Consider the following 20113-nt stretch of genomic DNA (forward strand, 5'->3'; position numbering starts at 1 on the left):
TTTCACTAGTTGAAGTTGAAGGCCATAAATTACTTGCCATGAAAGCCTTCCTCGTTTTTCCCCATCAGTTATTTGAAGAAGCATTGAAGTTGCCTCAAGATCAAGTTTTTTATGTGATTGAGTCTGATTTGTATTTCAAACAATATAGTTTTCATCAACAAAAACTTCTTTTTCACCGAGCTAGCCTTCGCTATTTTGCTGATTTATTAAGTCAACATGGTTTTCAGGTAATCTACATGGAGGCCAATGACCCAAAATCCAACATCATTGAGCTCATTTCAACCCTACAAAAAGAGGGATTAAGTGAATTGAGCTATTTTGACACCCATGATTATTTACTGGAAAGGAGAATACAACGTGTTTGTCAAGTTCCGAAAAACATAATCCCAAGCCCCAATTTCCTGAATCAGGATGTTCAAATTTTGGGCAACAAAAATACTTATTTCCAAACGGCGTTTTACATTCAACAAAGAAAGAATCTTCAAATTCTGCTGGACGAACAACAAAATCCGTTGGGCGGACAATGGTCCTTTGATACCGAAAACAGAAAAAAAATACCCAAAAACACTTATATCCCCCAGCCATTTCCAAGTCTTGTATCCAATCCCTATATTCAGGAAGCTATTCATTATGTCCAAATACATTTCCCCCATAACCCAGGAAGCCTAGAAATGCCCTTTAGTAGTGGATACTACCCATGTACCCATGCAGATGCCAACATAGCTTTGGATCTATTTATCCAAGAACGTCTTGTTCATTTTGGCGTCTATGAAGACGCTATTTTAGCACAAGAATCTACCCTATTTCATAGTGTATTAAGTCCCCTCATCAACGTGGGGCTTTTGAACCCCGCTCAAATTGTTGCCCGAATCATTCAGGCGCAGGCGCCCTTGAATAGTTTGGAAGGTATAATCCGACAAATCATTGGTTGGCGAGAGTTTGTACAATTACTTTATCAGAAAATTGGTACGCAACAAAGAAATTCCAACTATTGGCGATTTACCAAAGAAATGCCAGAGGCATTTTATACCGCTTCCACCGGGATAGAACCAGTGGATATGACCATTCGAAAACTTCTCAAAACAGGTTATTCACACCATATTGAACGATTGATGGTACTTGGAAACTTTATGCTACTATGTGAAATCAAACCAAACGCCGTATATCAATGGTTCATGGAAATGTACATCGATGCTTACGATTGGGTAATGGTTCCCAATGTTTATGGCATGTCGCAATTTAGTGATGGTGGATTAATGACGACAAAACCCTACATCTGTGGTTCCAATTATATTTTAAAAATGAGCGATTATAAAAAAGGCCCTTGGCAAGCTGTTTGGGATGGATTATTTTGGCGTTTTCTGGATAAACAGCGAGCCACTTTTTCCAAAAACCCTCGCTGGGCTATGCTCATTAGCACTTGGGATAAAATGCCTAAAGAAAAGAAAGATTCCCATCTTCAACAGGCTGAAAATTATTTGACCAGCCTTTTTCCAAGAGTTTCATTAGAGGTTTCCAATAAGAAAAAAAGCTAGGGAAATCTCCGATCAAATCAGGTGCTAAAAAAGGATAAGCTTCTCGGTTACCTTGCCAATGTGCCAGTATGGGATGATCTCTAAAGGTACCACAACAGTCCAAATCTGCATATTCCCCATAATAAACCTGTAAGTCCGGAATCTGTGCAGCTAATTCCACTATAAATTGAATGGAACGGGGCGACATAGGAAAACGCTTGAAATGAGATGGTTCCAAAACCAAAATTCGATTTCCCTTCTCCTTCGCATGGAAATTAGGGTCTAGGGTATAATGCGAATATACGAAAGTAGATAAGTCTGGATTGATCTGTGGAATTTGAAAGGGGATGTTCGGTTCTTGAGGTGTAAAATCAAACTTTTCTTTGAATATGTCGGGAAATGCCAAATAAGGTAGTTCTTCGTAAGAACAATCGACTACCGTATTTCTTTGTTGACGATGTGTGTAATGATTGATATTTTCTTGATTCACCCAATAGGGCTTATTGCTAAATGTGGCAGCGCACCATTGCCAACTAAGCGCATTACTCGCTAAATCACCATCCAGTAAATGGTAATACATCCAAGCAGCAGGCCCAGACCAGTGATAATGTGCCACATTACAGGCAAGAGATGCGATATACATCCGAAGATGATTGTGCAAATATCCTGTTTGAGGAAAACGAGCTATATGTTCATCGATGGCTTCAATTCCCGTTTGAGCATGAACTAATGCCGAAGGAATTCCTTGGTGCAAAACACCCTCTTGCGGGTGTCGAATATCTTGAAAAATTCCATCTCCCAAGCGAAACCAAGTTTTGGCATAGTACTCCCGCCAAGCTAATTCTTGAATGAATTTTTCCAGTTCCGAAAAGCTGAATCCCCGGTTTTTCAACCGAATTAATACCCCAGGTACGGTGATAAACCCACGAGATAAATAAGGAGATAGGTAGGAAACGCCACCATCAATAAAATTTCTGGTACGAGCATAGGTTACAGGGTCGAAAGTGTCAATTCGATGGTATACCGCTTCTAGGCTGGCAGGAAATTCCATTAGCGTTTACTGATTTTATTCAGGCTGATGCTCCGCTGGAGATTACATTTAAAACGAGGGTCCAAGGAAACCCTTTTTAGTAAATGTTTGGTGTTACGACCCGACATCCTTTTGCGCCACATCTGAAAACTCGATCTTTTACTATGTAGTCGCATGAATTCAATAACCTCTTTTTCTCTGAGTCCAAACTGAAATTCAATGGCTTCAAAAGGCGTGCGATCTTCCCAAGCCATTTGAATGATTCGGTCTATATCTTCTTCTGACAACTTATTTATTTCTTCGACACTTTTCACTGCAATAAACGATTTTGTCCCAATCACGCTCCCACTTTTTGCGCCAAGAAAATGGCCTGGAGCAAATAGGACATATTTTTGTAGGCAAATGCTGTTTTTTAACCCCTTGCATGACACAATTTTATACTCAATAGCATTAGTTACTTGAAACAATGCACATGAAAAAAGGTTTAAAATTTCTACAAAATTTGAGTTTAACCGTTCTTTGAAATACCTCTTACTTCATCGGCGTAGAATGCATCATACGGATTTTCCAGCGGCCTGACTGTCTGACTAAAACCACACTTTCTAACCAGCGTGCGTTTCGGATTTGATCGCCCCGACGAATCACGGCTTGGTTCCAATAACTCACCCAAGCCATATCTCCCTGTTGCTCAGCTCTTAAAAAAGTAAAGGTGTTTTTTCGTTCGTAAGAAATAGTAGGATTTGGTTTTACTTTTTGAGTCAAGGTATCATTGGTCCAAATCATCCCTGCTTCATAAAGTACAAAATCAGGCGTGGTATTCTCTTGGAATAAGGAGGCATTCATTTGCGAAAAACCATCAAAAAACCGAATGATAGGCTGATGTAGGCTGTCAGATGGAGCTTGTGCCGACAAATCTAGGCATCCCCCAATGAATAATAGGACACTTAAACAGGTAAAAAGTATGCTTTTTCTCATGGATGAATCAATAATTGAATCCAAATCTAAAGATGTTTAGCAAATTTATTAAGCTCTCCACTTTGAAATATGTTCAAAACCCAAAAACTTCCATATTCATCACTCTTGGGATTATACATCTATTTAACGGCATTCACAGGTTAAATTATTTCCAAATATTGGCTACATTGAAAAAAAAATCACGATACCATGAAAAAAAGCATGTACATTTTCGCGCTATTATTAGCGATGATTTCCCTGACCACCAACGCCAAACCAACTGGATCCTATAAACTCGTGGTGGAAGGTTTTGACTGGGGAGCAGGTGTCAATAAAGTAATTCTAAGCTTGTCTGATACCACCTCAACCGTAAATGCGGGTGAATTTTCTGTCTTTGCTTCCAGAAAGTCCAACGCTGGGCCTATCACAGAAGAGCAATCAAGCGGTAAAAGAGAAATCGTAGGAGCTTATGTTTCCGATCCAACAGGCAATCGGGTTAAAACGGGTAAAAATATTACGTTGGTGCTGGCAGTGGGACCACAACTACCCATTAGCTTTCCCATCCAATATTTCAGAAGCAAAGGTAATGTCTGGGTAGATTATCAATTGACCATCATTCATACGAAATCCCAACAAGTTTGGGATAGCCCTACTGGAAAATTAATGCCTTTAGTTGATCAATTTGATTTAACAGGTAAGTATAAGTTCAATGATCAATTGACGATGTCTTACGCCACTTTTAGTCCGACCATTAAAAAGGAGAAAGCCCCCTTACTCATTTGGCTGCATGGTGGAGGAGAAGGTGGATTTGATCCAACAATTCCCTTATTGGGCAATAAAGCAGCAAATTATGCCTCAGAAGCCATCCAGTCCATTTTTGAAGGAGCCTATGTCTTATCGCCGCAGTGTCCAGGAGCTTGGATGCATAATGCACAAAAAGTTACAACCCATGGTAAGGAAAATGATGTCTACAATGAGGGATTAATGGCATTGATTAAAGACTATGTCAAATCCAACCCCAATATTGACCCCAATCGAATCTACGTGGGAGGTTGCTCCAATGGTGGATATATGGCATTAAAGTTGATTTTACTATACCCAGATTACTTTGCTGCTGGATATATCAGTGCCTTGGCATACCGCTCCGAATACATCCCCGATGCCGATATTCAAAAAATTAAGCAAGTTCCCATTTGGTTTGTTCATTCCAAAGATGACGCTACTACCATCCCAGACCTTACGGTGGTTCCTGTTTACCAAAGATTACAAGCAGCTGGAGCTAAAAATATCCATTTTACCTATTATGACCATGTACATGATATTACCAATTTCTATGGAGGAAAGGGATTTCAATATAACGGACATTGGTCTTGGGTTTACTTACACGAGAACCTTCCAAGGACGAATCTAGACGGTTCATTAGTTAAAGTGAATGGGAAACCTGTTAGCATCATGGAATGGTTGGCTGCTCAGAAAAAAGGCAAATAATATTTCCCCAATAAAAAATTGGATTAGCCTCTCATGCATGACATGGGAGGCTAATTTTTTGAAGAGTATTTGTGATGAAGTATTGTAACGCATTGATTTACAGCTCCTATACGTAATACGTGAACTTGATTAGATAGTTAGAAATAAGTCTAAATTTATTTAGTAATTTTCAGTGATTAAAAACTACACCTGTTTACTTGTCTACTTGACATATGTCAATTTTAGAACATTTTAGATTATTAAATTGTAAAAAATTAAGATAATATAGATTTCTATTTTAACTTACTGACTTGTAATCCTTACATTTACTATGTGTTCGAAATTAATATTTGTGTTCTAAATCATATATGTAACTTACTCACATTAAAAATCGAATAATGAAATCTCAATTTGCAATTTTGCTTTTGGCAGCATTTACTTTTTCTTGCCAGATGCAATTGGATGAATTAGCCCTTTCTCCCAATGCTAACAATGGCAATTCTTCGGCTCCTGGTTTAGTACAACAGGGTAATTCAGGAAAAAGTATTTCCAATGAAATATTAATTCAATTCAAAAGTGGAACTTCTGAATCTGGTAAATTAACTGCTCTAAAAGCCATTACTGGAACTATTCAAGAACGGATTATTACTCAAGAAATGAAAGACGAAGGTAATGATGGATTCTATGTCGTAAAAACCAATATCAATGCTATTGAAGCCATCAATCGTGCTTCAAAAAATTCTTTAATTGAAATAGCAGAACTTAATCAACTATACACACACCAACAAACAAGTACTACTCCTGATGATTTATACTACAGTAGCGGTCAACTTTGGGGCTTGAATGGAACCTATGGTAGTAATGCCAACGTAGCTTGGGCAAATAATAATACGGGATCTTCTACTGTTTATGTAGGAATTGTGGACGAAGGTGTGATGTTTAATCACCCTGATTTAGTCAACAACATGTGGTCTAATCCAAATGAAATTGTTGATGGATTGGATAATGACAAAAACGGATTCATTGACGATGTCCGTGGTTGGGATTTTGCCAACAATGATGCTTCTGTGTATGATGGAGCGTCTAGCAATGATATTGACGCGCATGGTACTCATGTATCGGGAACCATTGGAGGATTAGGCAACAATTCCATTGGAGTAGTAGGCATGAATTGGAATGTCAAAATTATCCCTGCTAAATTCATGGGTCCTGCTGGAGGATCTACTGCCAATGCCATCAAGGCCTTGGATTATTTAACCAACCTAAAGAAAACTAAAAGAATCAATATTGTAGCCAGTAATAACTCTTGGGGAGGCGGCGCCTATTCCAAATTATTATTATCAGCCATACAACGTGCCGATAGAGGCGGAATACTTTTTGTTGTAGCAGCAGGTAATGCTGGAAGCAACATTGATTTGACACCTTCTTACCCAGCTAGTTATACCACTCCCAATGTCATAGCTGTATCAGCCATTGATGTGGATGGCTTACTACCTACCTGGTCTAGTTATGGAGTTAAATCCGTAGCACTTGGAGCTCCTGGAGCAAATATCATTTCAACAGTCCCAGGTCCTAATGGAGTAGGATATGCTGCCTATAGTGGAACATCCATGGCAACCCCACACGTAGCGGCGGCTGTTGCCTTGTATGCGGCAAAAAATTACCCTACTAGTACCACTCAAGCCGCTTCTCAAGTGATTAAAAAAGCTATTATTAATAACACCAATACCACACCCTCTTTAAATGGTAAAACAATTTCAGGTGGTCGACTAAATGTAGGTGTTGTAGGATTTTATTAATACGTTAAAATTAAAGCATTCCGTGTTTACAAGGCCTCTCTTTCGTTAGAGAGGCTTTTTGTTTTTCTTATAGCTCATCAGCAGAAAAATATTTCTCGGAAAAATGACCATCGGTTTGGTAAGTAAAAAGTCCCTGTTTAAATTAATGCTAACATCCACATTAGGAATGTCGTAATACTCGATCGCTTCCTTGTAAACACACTAAAAATTGCATGAAAAAAATCCAATTGTCATTTGCTATGGCAGTCTTGCTGATGAGTCAATCACCAGCAGCATTAGCCCAAGGCAATAAAAAACCAGAGGTTCCCAAAACTCCAGTGGCTGCAGCTCCCATTGCCGAAACGCCCAAAGTAGATGCCAATAAAAAAGGTCCTAAACCTTATAATAAGGTAGTCGATAGCACAGCTGTCACCCAAAAAGGATTATTCGATGTCCATAAAGTGGATCAGAAATTTCTTTTTGAAATTCCAGCAACCCTCATTGACCAAGAAATCATGACCATTACCCGTTTTTCCAAAACACCAGCTGGTGGAGGAATTTTTGGAGGAGAGGAAGTAAACCGACAAGTGATTCAATTTGAAAAAGGGAATAACAATAACCTATTACTTCGTTCCATCAGCTACGTTATCATGTCACCCGATGAAGGAAAGCCCTTAGCTCAGGCGGTTAAAAACTCATCAGCGAACCCAATAGTAGGAATTTATGACATATTAGCCATTAAAAAAGACTCCACAGGTAAAAAGGAGCTTTCCTATGTCATCGACATGACCAGTACCTTTGACTCCGACATTCAAACATTTTCTTTAGATCCGGTCAGAAAACAAACACTGAGTATTCAGGCGTTTCAAAAGGATAAGTCATATATTCAGAAAATAAGTAGCTTTCCTATCAATACGGAAATCAGAACGGTAAAAACCTATTCTACGGTACCCTCCTTGATTTCGTTGAGCCCAGTTCCTAGAATTGGAACCAATTTACCTGCCGGTTTAGATGCTGGACTTATTGACATTGGAATTAAATACTTCCATGATTGCCTTGCCCAAAAAACCCATGCGTAAAAGAAGTTTTGATGCCCGCGTCGGTTATTTCGCCAATCAATATGGAGTGTTTGAAGAAGAATCTCAAAAAGCAGATACTGACGTATTTGCCGTTAGATGGCGCCTTGAACCTAAGTCGAAAGAAGATGCAGAAAAACAGAAAAAAGGCCAATTGATTGAACCTGCAAAACCCATCGTTTACTACATTGACCCTGCCACTCCAGACAAATGGAAAAAATTCATCAAAGCGGGTATTGATGATTGGCAAGCGGCTTTTGAACATGCCGGTTGGAAAAATGCCATTCGTGGAGAGTATTGGCCAGAAAATGATCCTAGCATGAGTCTAGAGGATGCTCGATTCTCTGTCGTTCGCTATTTCGCTGCTGATATTCAAAATGCTTACGGCCCCAATGTACATGATCCTAGAACAGGCGAAATCCTGGAAAGTCATATCGGCTGGTACCATAACATCATGTCATTATTGAGAAATTGGTATATGGTTCAAACCGGAGCCGTAGACCCTAAAGCACGCAAAAAAACATTTGACGATGCCTTAATGGGTGAACTAATCCGCTTTGTTTCCTCTCATGAAGTAGGACATACTTTAGGTTTACGTCATAACATGGGCGCGAGTTCTGCTACTCCCGTAGAAAAATTACGCGATAAAGACTTCCAAGAAAAAAATGGACATACTTCTTCTATCATGGATTATGCCCGTTTCAATTATGTGGCTCAGCCAGAAGATGGCGTAACACATTTATTCCCGAAAATTGGAGATTATGACAAATGGGCCATCAAGTGGGGCTATTCCTATTTCGATGAAGCCAAAAGTGAAAAAGAAGAGAAAGCTATTTTAAATGAATTGACGAAAGAAGCTTACAAAAACCGAAGACTATGGTTTGGTACAGAAGTCAGTCCCTATGATCCACGTTACCAAACCGAGGACATCGGTGATAATGCCATGATTGCTTCAACTTATGGCATTAAAAACTTACAAAGAATTCTTCCCAACTTAATTGATTGGACCAAAGAAAACGGAGAAAGCTATGCTGAATTAGATGAATTATACACCAATGTCACTGGACAATACAGAAGGTATTTAGGCCATGTAACAAAAAATGTGGGAGGTATTTATGACAATCCTAAAACCTATGATATGGTGGGTAATCAATTTGAAATAGTACCAAAGAACTTACAAAAAGATGCCGTAGCTTTCTTAAATAAGCAGTTATTTGCTACGCCAACTTGGTTATTGGATCAAAACATCCTTGCCAAAATCAATCCTGAAAACGGAGTTGAAGTGATTAAATCCATGCAAGATGCTACTTTGAGCAATCTCTTACTAGGTGACCGCATGGTACGTTTGATGGAAGGTTCATCCATCAACAAAAACAATTATTCGGTCGATGAATTAATGACTGATTTACGATTAGGTATTTTCTCGGAATTAAAGAGTCAAACTTCCGTGGATATTTTCAGAAGAAATCTTCAAAAATTGTACATTGACAAAGTAGCTGCCTTGCTAAATCCAGGAACAACACAAGTAAGGTCTATTCCCGTAGGTGTAACTTTTGGATTTAAAACACGAGTGGTTAATCTAAATCAAACAGATTTACCATCTATCGCCAGAGGTCAATTACTCAACTTAAAAGATAGCTTAAAAGCAGCTTCTGCTGGATCAGCTGACCGATTGAGTAAATTTCATATATTGGATTTAATTGCTCGTATTGATAAAGCCTTAGATCCTAAGAAATAATTTCATTAGTGCAACAAAAAAAGCCTTCCAGTAAACAGGAAGGCTTTTTTTATGAATGAACAAACCTACTTGGGCAAATTCTGAATCAAATGAGATGTTGAACCAATCATTGAATCAGCTCCTAATGCGGCATTGCGCTTATCTTCTAGCGCCATTAATCGACGAATCCGAATATTTTGTTGATAGTCGATCACCTTTTCATAATCATTTTCATGATGATTACTTTTAATGATAAGCACCAAGGATTCAATCAAAAGGAAAAAGAAAAACCAAATCAAGTAAAATATCAAAGCTGTGGGATAAGGATCAAACTCCATCAGGTAATTGATCAAAGCATTCAACTCATCCAAAAAGCCAGGTTTACGACTTAAAATTTCTTTGGCCTTATTCTTTACCTCCGCAGCATATTGTTGCCCTTTCTGAATTTTCTCATTTTCCAACACACTAATCTTGGAAGCAATGGAGGCTTGAAAGGCCCGTAAATTGGAAATCTCAGGATTGGGAATGCGACTACTTTGCTGTTCACTAATCAAATTACCTTCAGCATCAAATCGTTTTCCTCCTCCTCCACCTGCTAGCGTTGCAGGTAGTTTCAATACTTGAGTTTGTATTTTTTGGTAGTTGATTTTCTCTACCATGATGGTACTATCCAATTGAGCAATGGCCGTTTGGTAGACATTTTTAGCAATATTACTTTCTTTTAATGCCTTAGCTTCGACGGACGCTTGAGCAATTTTCTGGATGTCGTTGGCGAATAAATACTGGTCGATGATACTGGCCCCAATTACCGCTACAATGATACCCAATAAGACACGAAAGAATTTAGCCCAGCTATTCAGTTTGGCAGAAAGTATAATTTGTCGCTCTATCTGAACAATTAAAACTGCCATGAAAGCAGAACCTAGCAAGGATAACCAGGGACCAAAATTGAGGTATTTATTGGAAAATATATAACCGATAATGGACCAAATGAGCGTGATTATAACTAATGCCGAAGTGATTTTCTTTTGATCTCGTTTGCTTGCTTCTGAGCATTCCGACAAAATTTGGTAATTATGCCCCGAAAGAAAGCAACCAAAACGAAGCCAAAGGTCTTTAGGGATGAAGGTCTTTTCCATAGGTTAGATGTTACGGTTGATGATATTGGCCATAGAAAGAGCTGCCAAACCCTTATTAAATCCACGTTTGTAAGCTAACACAATGCGAGTAGAAGTGCCGGTATCATTCGAAACGTCCAACTTAATTTCTTCCATCGTCTTTAATCGATCTAGGCAAATTTCCCGTCTAGACTCTAGCTCCTCCACTAAATCATGTAGGTCTGCCTTTCTTCGAGAATTGATGTGAAAATCGATTTCTTTCAGGTATTCTTTGATGGCAATTTCCGCTTCATGAATATCCGCTTGCAGATCCAATTTGATGATGGAAATATTATCGTCGCGGTACTTATTATCCGCCGTCGTCAAAGCATCTTGATATCCTTCCATTTCATAATCATGCCGAATTCGATCAAAAATTCGCTGCCAAGTAGATTCCGATCTACCGTCGAAATGCGGCTTACGAACATCTAAATTAGGATTCAAATGCTGATCAATCCGACTCGCCTCTTCTTCTAAAGACACATCAGGAACAGCCTTTTCTTCTGGCTTATTCCCTCCAAATAAATAATTCCAAATTCCCATAATGCTAGGCTCTTTTAAAAATGTTAGGTTGATTGAATTAGTGGAAAAGGAACAATACCGACCAAGTAAGTCATAAAATTTTCGAATAAATAAAAATTAGGATAAACGGCACATTCCGAGTCTAAAGCTTGATTTTAGTGGATAAAAAGCCTGTAACCCAGGGAGAAAATCCAAGGTCAATCAGGTGAATACCTAACGAATTAAAAGCCTAGAGAATTGTCATGAAAGGTATATTTATCTATTCCTGCCCAGAAAATGCTATCGAGGTGCCGCAAAACCACTATTGGCCAGTTGTTGAAATAGGTCTTGCACCGACTGAATACCTTGAGCATCATTGATATCAAAATAGCGATACACTTCAAAGTCCGTTTTATGAATGCCATTTTCTTGAATGGCACCTTGGGATTTATAGGCCGCAATGACCCAATCTGCCACAATTTTATAACTTACCTTATCATTTTCTTTGAATCGAAAAGCTCTGTTCAAGGTAAACGTTGGAGCATTGGCTTTGATCTTCGTTTCTGGAAAACCATCCAGCATGCTAAAGTCGACTGGTTTGGCATTAGCCGACAATGGACTCCCAGCTATAATAATGGGCTTATGTGACCCTTTGTATCGTTGGACGGCTCTAAGAGCTAGTAACACTGCAGTTTTATGGTGTCCATGCTGACCTGCATGTGGCAACATGGTGATTACAAAATCATATTGGCGTTCGGCTAAAATCAAATCCAATCGCTTTTCCACGAAGGGAATATCCCAATTTTTACCAGAAATATAGGGCTTAGGGTCAAGGGTATACCAATCGTCTGGCTGCTCCATAAAATAGATATTGCGCAAGCCCATGATTTTAGCCGCATCCAATATCTCTTGCTTTCGGATCAGGGGTAAATGAGTCCTAGCAACTAAGGAATCGGTTAAATTTAAACCATAATACATGGCACCTAATTGGGAATCGGCAAAGCCTCCGCCTCCATCTGTCATCACTGCCATATCCACTATTCCCTTTAATTCGTGGGTGATTTTAAATAAACTTACCGAGAATCCCGTTTCATCATCGGGATGAGCCGTGACAACAAGTACTTTGGGACCTTGAGATGAGGCAGGAAATGTAAAACCAATCAATAACAGAGAAAAGAAGATAGCAATAGATTTCATCAATGACATAGGTTTTAGGTATCGTAAAATCAAAAGAAGGGGTAATTTTTCAATAAATTAGGTAAATTTATTCGAATGATCCGCAATTTTGACGAAGCATGTTAATACCTTACCCATCCCATGAAACCTACTTTACTTATTTCCTATTGCCCTAAATGCCATTGGTTACTTCGAGCAGCCTATGTGGCTCAAGAAATGTTGAGCACTTTTGAAGCTGAACTAGGGGCTGTGACCTTAAAACCCAGTGAAATATCGGGTGAATTTGCGCTACATGTCAATGATGAGCTTCTGTTTGACCGTAAAACGCATGGGGGATTTGCTGAAATCAAGGAATTAAAACAACTAGTACGAGACAAAATTTGCCCAGAAAAGTCCTTGGGACATTCCGATCGATGATAGGACTCGTCATGGCAGGTGGTAAAAGTCTACGTATGGGCGCTGACAAGGGTCTGTTAGTCAGCAAATCAGGAGAAATTTGGGCTAAATCTGCTTGGAACAAATTGAATTCTTGTGGAATCAGGAGCTTTGTAGGTTTACATGTAGAACAATCATCCCCTTATTCTGCGCACATAAATCCTGAAAACATCATCGTAGACCTTCCTGAAATACATGCTGCTGGGCCCATCAAAGGTATCCTCTCTGCACATAGCATTTACCCCAAGGAAAATATTTTAGTCTTAGCCTGTGATATGCCCAACATGGAAATTTCTTGTTTGAAAGAATTGATGGAGTTCCAGAAAAACAATGCAGCATCTTTGGCATGGGTATACCAAAATGGGGCACAAATAGAACCCATGTGCGCCATTTATTCCGCGCAGGGATTGGCACAAATAGCTGACCTTGTAGAAAAAAACGAGCTGACAAAAACGAGTCTTATTTCCATTTTAAACCGACTTCAAGCAGCCATAAAACCCGTTTCAGAAGAAAACGCTAAGTATTTCCTTAATTGTAATTCTCCAGATCAAATCAACTAATACTCACAAAAGTGAGTTTGGGTGCCTCACACATTTCACAAACATAATCTGCTGGTAAATCTTCAAAAAGAGTACCTGCTGAAACTTGCTGAGACTCATCTCCATAGGCAGGATTGTAAATAGTCAAGCAAGCCGTACATTGACATAAACTAAGTTTAGTTTCTTCCTGCACAATTTCTGGCACCGTAGACACCTTCATTTTTGAGGAACGAAATTTATAAAAACTCAAAATAGCCCTTCGTAACTGTTCACCCAAAATAAATTTAGGAAGTCCTGATCCATACAAAGAACCTGTTCGTTGATTGGGATTAAAATCATTGGCACAAAGAATATCATACACATGAAAAAGTCCCCATAAAACAGGCCTTCTTCTAACCACGATGCCACCAAATACTTCCGATTTCTTTCTGGTTTTAATTCCTATACTTAGTCCAAAGGACCGAGTGTCTTCTTCATTTAGGTGCTTGACCAAAAATTGCTTTAAAGCTAATCCCTCAGGGCTATGATCCTCCACTTGAAAGTTGAGCTCATTTGCCGCATGTCGCATGTTAATTTGATGCTTTTCTAGTAAGAGGTTCCATGCCCTTTTATCAGCCTCCTCTATTCCTTTTATAATCAAAGATTTCCAGGGAGTGGATCCCATTTGTCCTACTTTGGTAGCCAAACACAATTGGCAAGCTTCTTGTAAAAAAGCCACTGCAAATTTTTCTTCCCTTCGATAGATTCCTAGCCAATAGCGGTTATTATAGCGGTTTAATCCTTCATAATAAGGTAAATTGAAATCCGGCAATTTGGCTGATTCTTGGGCTCTTCGTAAAATATAAGGCTTTAAATTCATGCGCGACATCAGCTCCACCCCACTGGCATTTTCTTGATCATAAAAGGCCGGCAAGTCACTCAATAGTAGACTTTCTAAGGACTTAGAAAATGAAGCTACGTCTTGGGTATGTACCAATTCCGTCCATGGATAGACCACATTGGTTTTAGGAAAACGGATAAATAAATGCCAAAAATGGGCTTCGTTGACCGATGCAACCCAATTGATATTACCCGTTAAAAGCGGTGTGAAACTTTGATTGGAATCCGAAATATTAATTTTCAATTGAGGAGAAAAATCAATTCCATCTAAAATATCGCGATATACCCCTTCACTCAGCCAAGTACCTTGAATGAAGATATCTTCAGCCGGATAGGAACTAACGATATTGGGATAAACTTCTGAATTCACTTCATAGGGTATCCCCTTCCTTTCTAATCCAGCTTTCAGAGCGGGAATGAATTCTTCTTCTACTGGAATGATTAGCTGCTGGCGTAATCCAAAACTGACATAGCGAATGTACAAGTGATCCAGCAACTCCAGTATTTCCAAGAGATCTCCTGGAGAAATAATACCACCCAGAAAATTTATTTTTACATAATTCATACGATATTAAATTCACGCATGGCGATTGGGAAATTCTTATTTTCATGTCCAGGGTTGGTCAATTTCAACAAGGCATAACGCTGCAAATGGCTCAATTGAGCCCATTGTTGTACGGAAACTTTCCAACCAAAATCCTTGGCTTTTTCTTGAAGCCTCGCTGGAACTACCAACACATCCATCCAATCAAAAATCAATCTACTGGGATCTAATTCGCTCAATTCCTCTTTCGTATATTGAAATACTAAGGACCTTAATTTATCCTTATAACTCATTTTATCCGATAAACTTTCGGTAGGAGCTAGCGCTAAAGCTAATTTTTCAGCGGCCGAAAATTTTGCCCATTCATGCAGCTTCAATTTGATCTTCACTTGATCTAATTTAAAGCGAACCACCATCGGGATGCACCGCATATCGGCTTCTACAAAATCCTCTTCAAAATTAAAATATTCTAAACCCTTTTGACCTTTAAAGATCGAAGGTTTATTCAAGAACTCTTTCATGTTGTTTCATTTTCAACGTACGATCTAAAATCGATTTCACTTCTGGGCGGCAACTTCCGCAACCCATACCCGCACCACTCAATTGACATAATTGTAGGTGATCCGTACAGCCGGCATCTATCTTTTTGACTAAATTCCCCTCGCCTACGCCATTGCAGCTACAAATCAATTTACCAATGACTGGCTCAGGAGCTTCCCCAGCACGAAGTAACTGCAATCGCTTCTCACTTAATTCAATCTTATTTTCAATCAGATTTTTAAACTCTAGAAATTCTCGCTTATCTCCAATCAATATAGCTCCCACCAAACGATCATTGTGGATAATGCATTTTTTATAATACCTTTTGGCCTTATCAATAAACACCACCTCTTCAAAAGCGGGATTTTGAGGCAATTCAATAATACCCATGGAACAAAAATCCGTGCCATGCATTTTCAAGATATTCATCAATAAAGAGCCTGAATATTGAGCTGAAATATCCCCTGATAAATAGCGGGCTACAATTTCAGCTTGCTGCTCTGCTGCAGCTGTTATTCCAAACAGGGATCCATCACATTCGGCAATTTCCCCAATGGCATGAATAGAAGGATCATTGGTTTGTAAATAAGCATCCACACATATCCCCCTTTGGGTTTTTATGCCAGCTTCTTTGGCTAATTCTATATTGGGTATCGTGCCAATAGCGATGACCATGGCTTGACATGTCAAAGTTAATCCACTTTTCAAACGGACACCTGCTATGTTTTCTTCACCTAAAAAGCGTTCTATTTCATCGTTATAATGTATACCAATTCCTCGGTCCACTAATTCTTCATGCAGCAATTGACTTCCCAAAGGGTCCAATTGTCGGTCCATAAAACGAGAGTTTCGATGAATAATCGTCACTTTAACTTGCATTTCTTGTAAGGATGCCGCTAGCTCAATCCCTAATAAGCCTCCACCCACAATTAACACAGACCCTTGTTTCGGGTCTATGTGGGCCAAAAAGCGGTCGGCATCCATGCGACTACGCATCGTAAATACTCCGGCCAAATCAGGTATATCCCGCAAAAGTGCTGGCCTACTTCCCGTAGCTAAAATAAGCACATCGTAGTGATGGCTTCTTCCTAAATTATCCACTACCCGTTTTTCTTCCCGATTTACCGAGGTAATCCAAACACCCCGATGTAAGGTAAATTGATGTTCTAATTCTTCTTCCTCCGACATCTTAACTAGGTTAATCCAAGGAAGCGTGCCATTGATATAATCAGGAAGTAATACTCGATTATAAAAGGGTAAGTTTTCTTTACTGAACACTTCAATGCTGTCATCGGTATTGTATTGTCGATACGACTTCACAAAGCCACAAGCACCTGCACCCGCACCTACCACAATGATCTTCTGCTTTGTTTTTTTATATGCCTTTACAGATACCGCTGAAAATTTAAAATCCGGTTCTTTGCTCTTGGGATCAACCAAATTATTGGTCAAATTATTGGCCCGGTTCAAATCCATATTACCCAGTTTTCCCCAATGCATGGGCAAAAACACGACACCCTTTTTAATGTCAGAAGATAGTTTGGCTTTGACACGCACTTCCCCCCGATTGTTTTTTATTTCTACTAAGGACTGATCTTGTATACCCAATTGGGCGGCGTCATCCGGATGAATTTCAAGGAAGGATTCATGAATATGTTGTTTCAACTTATTCACTTTTCCCGTTTTGGACATGGTATGCCACTGATCCCGAATTCTACCTGTCGTTAGAATCAAGGGAAATTCATTTGATACTTTTTCTGATGTATTTTCATCCGAAACAGTATGAATTTGGGCTTTTTGAGAAGAAGTATAAAACTGATTGTCCGAAAACAAACGAGCTGTACCTTGGTCACTTTGTCCTGGGATATAAGGCCATTGTAGCGTTCTTTTTTCCTTCAAAAGCGCGTGACTCAATCCACTCATGTCTACATTCGTCCCTTGGGTCAATTGCACATGTTCGGCATAAATGTCAGCTGAATGATTAAAATCAAAGCCTTTAAAGCCCATTTTTTGTGCGAAACGACAAATAATTTCAGCATCAGGAAGTGCTTCACCGGGAGCGTTCAATACCTTTGGCAAATAACTGACCCTTCTTTCAGCATTGGTCATGGTACCTTCTTTCTCAGCCCATGATGCAGCAGGTAAAACTACATCTGCATAGGCTAAGGTTTCTACTTTATTGGAAATGTCTTGAACTACTACAAATTTAGCTTTCTTGAAGGCCTGTTCTACTCGACGAACATCGGGCATACTGATTAAAGGATTGGTACAAATAATCCAAACAGCCTTTAATTTTCCAGATTCTAATGCCTCAAACATTTCGGTAGCGCTGAGCCCTGGTTTGGGAGCAATCCGGCCACGAGGAACAGACCAGAAATCTTCTACTTCAGCACGATGATCAGGATTCAATAGATCCCGATGCGCAGGAAGCAAATTGGAAAGCCCTCCTACTTCTCTTCCTCCCATAGCATTTGGTTGACCAGTGAGTGATAAAGGACCAGCACCTGGTCGTCCGATTTGACCTGTGATTAAATTTAAATTTATCAAGGAGAGGTTTTTACTGACTCCCACGGCACTTTGATTCAATCCCATGGTCCACATGGTCATAAACCCTTTGGCCTCTTTGATGTATGATGCCGTGGTAAGTATGTCATTTATTGATACACCACAAAGTTCCGCTGCTTCTTCCAAGGTCCTTTGCATGACGGACTCTTGGTATTGAGTAAATCCTTCTGTGTGATTCGATACAAATGCTACATCAATGGCGCCCATCTCGATGAGTGATCGACCAATGGCATGATGCAATACGATATCTGTACCAGGATTTAGCTGTAAATGAACATCAGCTATGGAGCAAGTTTGGGTTTTGCGCGGATCACTGACAATGATCTTCAAATTCGGATTTCGTTCTTTGGCAGCTTCTACCCTACGCCATAGAATGGGATGACACCATGCAGGATTGGCGCCAGCTACAAAAATCACATCAGCTAGATCTAAATCTTCATAGGATGCGGGTACGGAATCTTCTCCCAAAGACATTTTATATCCCACCACCGCCGAACTCATGCAAAGCCTAGAGTTGGTGTCGATGTTATTGGAACCAATATATCCTTTGATGAGCTTATTGATCACATAATATTCTTCCGTCAGACATTGGCCAGAGGCATAAAAAGCCACTGAATCTGGTCCATATTTTTCAATTAATGAACTAAAAACGGCAGCTGTACGCTCTAAAGCTATATCCCAGCTGACACGTTGACGAGGTTGACTTCTCCCAAAGCGGACTTCGGGATAAAGTAACCTGTCAGAGGTATCATTTACCGTATGATGTAAATTCATCCCTTTACTACAAAGTTGTCCTTGGTTCACGGGATGACCTTGTTCTCCTTCCACCCAAATTCTTCCTAGTGGATCTTTTTGTATGGACACACCACAGCCAACCCCACAGTAACAGCAGGTACTTAAATGCTCCGAGAAGCCCGCTTTTAAGTGCTTATCCATGAGGTATTTGGGTATTAATTAAGCCAAATTAAGTTCTAATGCCTTTTTAGGCTCAGAAAAACGAGTAATGAAAATGATCACTGAAATAGCGATGACGATTAATCCGATGTAAGCAAATGCTTGCATGTAAGTGATGTTTTCACTTTTAAATAAAAAGCCAAACAACATACCTCCAACGTTTCCACCGGCACCCACAATACCACTCACTAATCCTACATTTTTGGCATTGACAAAAGGTGTGATGGCATAGGTAGCGCCATTGGCCATTTTTAAGAAAAGAGCAAAACCTATCATGGATAATAAAGCCATGGTTAAATTACCTGCATTGGCAAACATGATTAGGCCAAGGCCTTCCAACAATAACACGGAGGCCAATAATAATCCTTTGCCACGCATTCCATAGGTTTTTCCTACCTTATCAGCAAAAATTCCTCCTAAAGCACGGGCAAAAATATTCATGAAGCCAAAGGCACCTGCACAGATTCCTGCAGTGCTTTGACTAAGGCCATATTCCTGTACAAAATGAAGTGCCGCTACATTGTCAAATGTAATTTCCATGCCAAAACAAACGGCGTATGCCAGAGATAATGCCCAAATTCTCCAATCCTTCAACACCGAATAGTCTGTTTTACTTTTTTGTTCAGCTGTTCTTTCTATTTCATCATAATTACCGGAGGGCGTGTCTTTGGTATAACGGTAATACATGAATGCCATGATTAACATCAAAATTCCAGGGAAAATCATCGCATATCTCCATGCATCCGCTTTGACATAACCAAAACCGACGATGGCAGAAAATATCAAAGGCATCACCATGTTGGTTATTCCCCCTCCTAAATTGCCCCAACCTCCAGCAACGGCATTGGCTGTTCCTTTAATAGCTGGTGAAAACATGATGGACGTATGAAACTGCGTAATCACAAAAGAGGCACCGATGATACTGATAGCCAAGCGGAATAATAAGAATGTCTCATAACTATTGGCTAATCCCACACCCATCACCGGTATAGCACCCAATAAAAGTAAAGCTGTATAGGTTTTTCTTGGACCCCAGGTATCACATAAACGACCTATTAATAATCGGGCAATGATGGTCCCTGAAACCGAGGCAATGATGATATTGCCGATTTGAGATTTACTCAAATGCAAGGTCTCTTTGATGGTAGGCATGAGCGGAGCCAATCCAAACCAGCCAAAGAAACAAACAAAAAAGGTCATCCAAGTGATGTGAAACGTACGCATTTGCACGCCTTTGAATGAAAAAACATTCAATTTTTCGAGAGGTTTGATCGTATTCATCAGATT

The 20113-nt window shown here is 39.6% G+C and carries 18 protein-coding genes; 7 read left to right on the forward strand and 11 right to left on the reverse strand.

What is annotated here, in order from left to right:
* Nucleotides 1-38: 38 nt before the first annotated feature.
* A complete protein-coding gene (locus G9H65_RS11180) occupies nt 39-1535 on the forward strand; it encodes a cryptochrome/photolyase family protein (protein WP_166375418.1) in 1497 nt (498 codons plus the stop codon).
* Here G9H65_RS11180 and G9H65_RS11185 read toward each other — a convergent pair.
* From G9H65_RS11185 to G9H65_RS11200, 4 genes are all read right to left on the reverse strand, one after another.
* Entirely contained in the window at nt 1435-2565 is a 1131-nt protein-coding gene (locus G9H65_RS11185; protein WP_166375419.1) for an FAD-binding domain-containing protein, read from the reverse strand. The two genes, G9H65_RS11180 and G9H65_RS11185, sit on opposite strands and share 101 nt — an antisense overlap.
* Nucleotides 2565-2858: a TIGR03643 family protein gene (locus G9H65_RS11190; RefSeq protein ID WP_317164419.1), complete on the reverse strand. Its 294-nt coding sequence runs from the start codon at nt 2856-2858 to the stop codon at nt 2565-2567. The genes G9H65_RS11185 and G9H65_RS11190 overlap by 1 nt, the downstream gene beginning before the upstream one ends.
* A complete protein-coding gene (locus G9H65_RS11195) occupies nt 2833-2970 on the reverse strand; it encodes a DUF2256 domain-containing protein (RefSeq protein WP_166375420.1) in 138 nt (45 codons plus the stop codon). The genes G9H65_RS11190 and G9H65_RS11195 overlap by 26 nt, the downstream gene beginning before the upstream one ends.
* A gap of 105 nt (nt 2971-3075) precedes the next feature.
* Nucleotides 3076-3519, reverse strand: coding sequence for a nuclear transport factor 2 family protein (locus tag G9H65_RS11200; RefSeq protein WP_166375421.1), 444 nt, complete (start codon nt 3517-3519; stop codon nt 3076-3078).
* 189 nt (nt 3520-3708) lie between these two features.
* On the opposite strand from G9H65_RS11200, the gene G9H65_RS11205 reads away from it, so the two are divergent.
* The 4 genes from G9H65_RS11205 (at nt 3709) to G9H65_RS13435 (ending at nt 9557) form a co-directional block, all read left to right on the forward strand.
* Nucleotides 3709-4986: a prolyl oligopeptidase family serine peptidase gene (locus G9H65_RS11205; protein WP_166375422.1), complete on the forward strand. Its 1278-nt coding sequence runs from the start codon at nt 3709-3711 to the stop codon at nt 4984-4986.
* Nucleotides 4987-5363: 377 nt separating this feature from the next.
* Nucleotides 5364-6764 (forward strand): S8 family peptidase, encoded by a 1401-nt coding sequence (locus G9H65_RS11210; protein WP_166375423.1) that lies wholly within the window; start codon nt 5364-5366, stop codon nt 6762-6764.
* A 212-nt stretch (nt 6765-6976) separates the two neighbouring features.
* A complete protein-coding gene (locus G9H65_RS13430) occupies nt 6977-7822 on the forward strand; it encodes a DUF5117 domain-containing protein (RefSeq protein ID WP_262887535.1) in 846 nt (281 codons plus the stop codon).
* A complete protein-coding gene (locus tag G9H65_RS13435; protein ID WP_262887536.1) occupies nt 7815-9557 on the forward strand; it encodes a zinc-dependent metalloprotease in 1743 nt (580 codons plus the stop codon). The genes G9H65_RS13430 and G9H65_RS13435 overlap by 8 nt, the downstream gene beginning before the upstream one ends.
* A gap of 65 nt (nt 9558-9622) precedes the next feature.
* Here G9H65_RS13435 and G9H65_RS11220 read toward each other — a convergent pair whose 3' ends face one another.
* From G9H65_RS11220 to G9H65_RS11230, 3 genes are all read right to left on the reverse strand, one after another.
* Nucleotides 9623-10675, reverse strand: a complete 1053-nt coding sequence (locus G9H65_RS11220; protein ID WP_166375424.1) for a DUF4407 domain-containing protein — start codon at nt 10673-10675, stop codon at nt 9623-9625.
* A 3-nt stretch (nt 10676-10678) separates the two neighbouring features.
* Complete coding sequence (locus tag G9H65_RS11225) at nt 10679-11236, reverse strand: hypothetical protein (protein WP_166375425.1); 558 nt, start codon at nt 11234-11236, stop codon at nt 10679-10681.
* Nucleotides 11237-11494: 258 nt separating this feature from the next.
* Nucleotides 11495-12400, reverse strand: coding sequence for a PIG-L family deacetylase (locus G9H65_RS11230; protein ID WP_235927502.1), 906 nt, complete (start codon nt 12398-12400; stop codon nt 11495-11497).
* A 111-nt stretch (nt 12401-12511) separates the two neighbouring features.
* Here G9H65_RS11230 and G9H65_RS11235 point away from each other — a divergent pair, with 111 nt between their 5' ends.
* Both G9H65_RS11235 and G9H65_RS11240 read left to right on the forward strand, forming a co-directional pair.
* Nucleotides 12512-12787: a SelT/SelW/SelH family protein gene (locus G9H65_RS11235; RefSeq protein ID WP_166375426.1), complete on the forward strand. Its 276-nt coding sequence runs from the start codon at nt 12512-12514 to the stop codon at nt 12785-12787.
* Nucleotides 12784-13365, forward strand: a complete 582-nt coding sequence (locus tag G9H65_RS11240) for a molybdenum cofactor guanylyltransferase (RefSeq protein WP_166375427.1) — start codon at nt 12784-12786, stop codon at nt 13363-13365. The genes G9H65_RS11235 and G9H65_RS11240 overlap by 4 nt, the downstream gene beginning before the upstream one ends.
* On the opposite strand, the gene G9H65_RS11245 is transcribed toward G9H65_RS11240, so the two are convergent.
* From G9H65_RS11245 to G9H65_RS11260, 4 genes are read right to left on the reverse strand one after another with little or no spacing between them, the layout of a single operon-like run.
* Nucleotides 13358-14788, reverse strand: a complete 1431-nt coding sequence (locus tag G9H65_RS11245; RefSeq protein ID WP_166375428.1) for a rubredoxin — start codon at nt 14786-14788, stop codon at nt 13358-13360. The two genes, G9H65_RS11240 and G9H65_RS11245, sit on opposite strands and share 8 nt — an antisense overlap.
* Entirely contained in the window at nt 14785-15288 is a 504-nt protein-coding gene (locus tag G9H65_RS11250; RefSeq protein WP_166375429.1) for a nitrate reductase associated protein, read from the reverse strand. The genes G9H65_RS11245 and G9H65_RS11250 overlap by 4 nt, the downstream gene beginning before the upstream one ends.
* Nucleotides 15269-18808 (reverse strand): nitrate reductase, encoded by a 3540-nt coding sequence (locus G9H65_RS11255; protein WP_166375430.1) that lies wholly within the window; start codon nt 18806-18808, stop codon nt 15269-15271. The genes G9H65_RS11250 and G9H65_RS11255 overlap by 20 nt, the downstream gene beginning before the upstream one ends.
* Nucleotides 18809-18826: 18 nt before the next feature.
* Nucleotides 18827-20107 (reverse strand): NarK family nitrate/nitrite MFS transporter, encoded by a 1281-nt coding sequence (locus G9H65_RS11260; RefSeq protein WP_166375431.1) that lies wholly within the window; start codon nt 20105-20107, stop codon nt 18827-18829.
* Nucleotides 20108-20113: the final 6 nt, after the last annotated feature.

It is taken from the genome of Aquirufa ecclesiirivi, from assembly GCF_011250515.1.
Classification (GTDB): domain Bacteria; phylum Bacteroidota; class Bacteroidia; order Cytophagales; family Spirosomataceae; genus Aquirufa; species Aquirufa ecclesiirivi.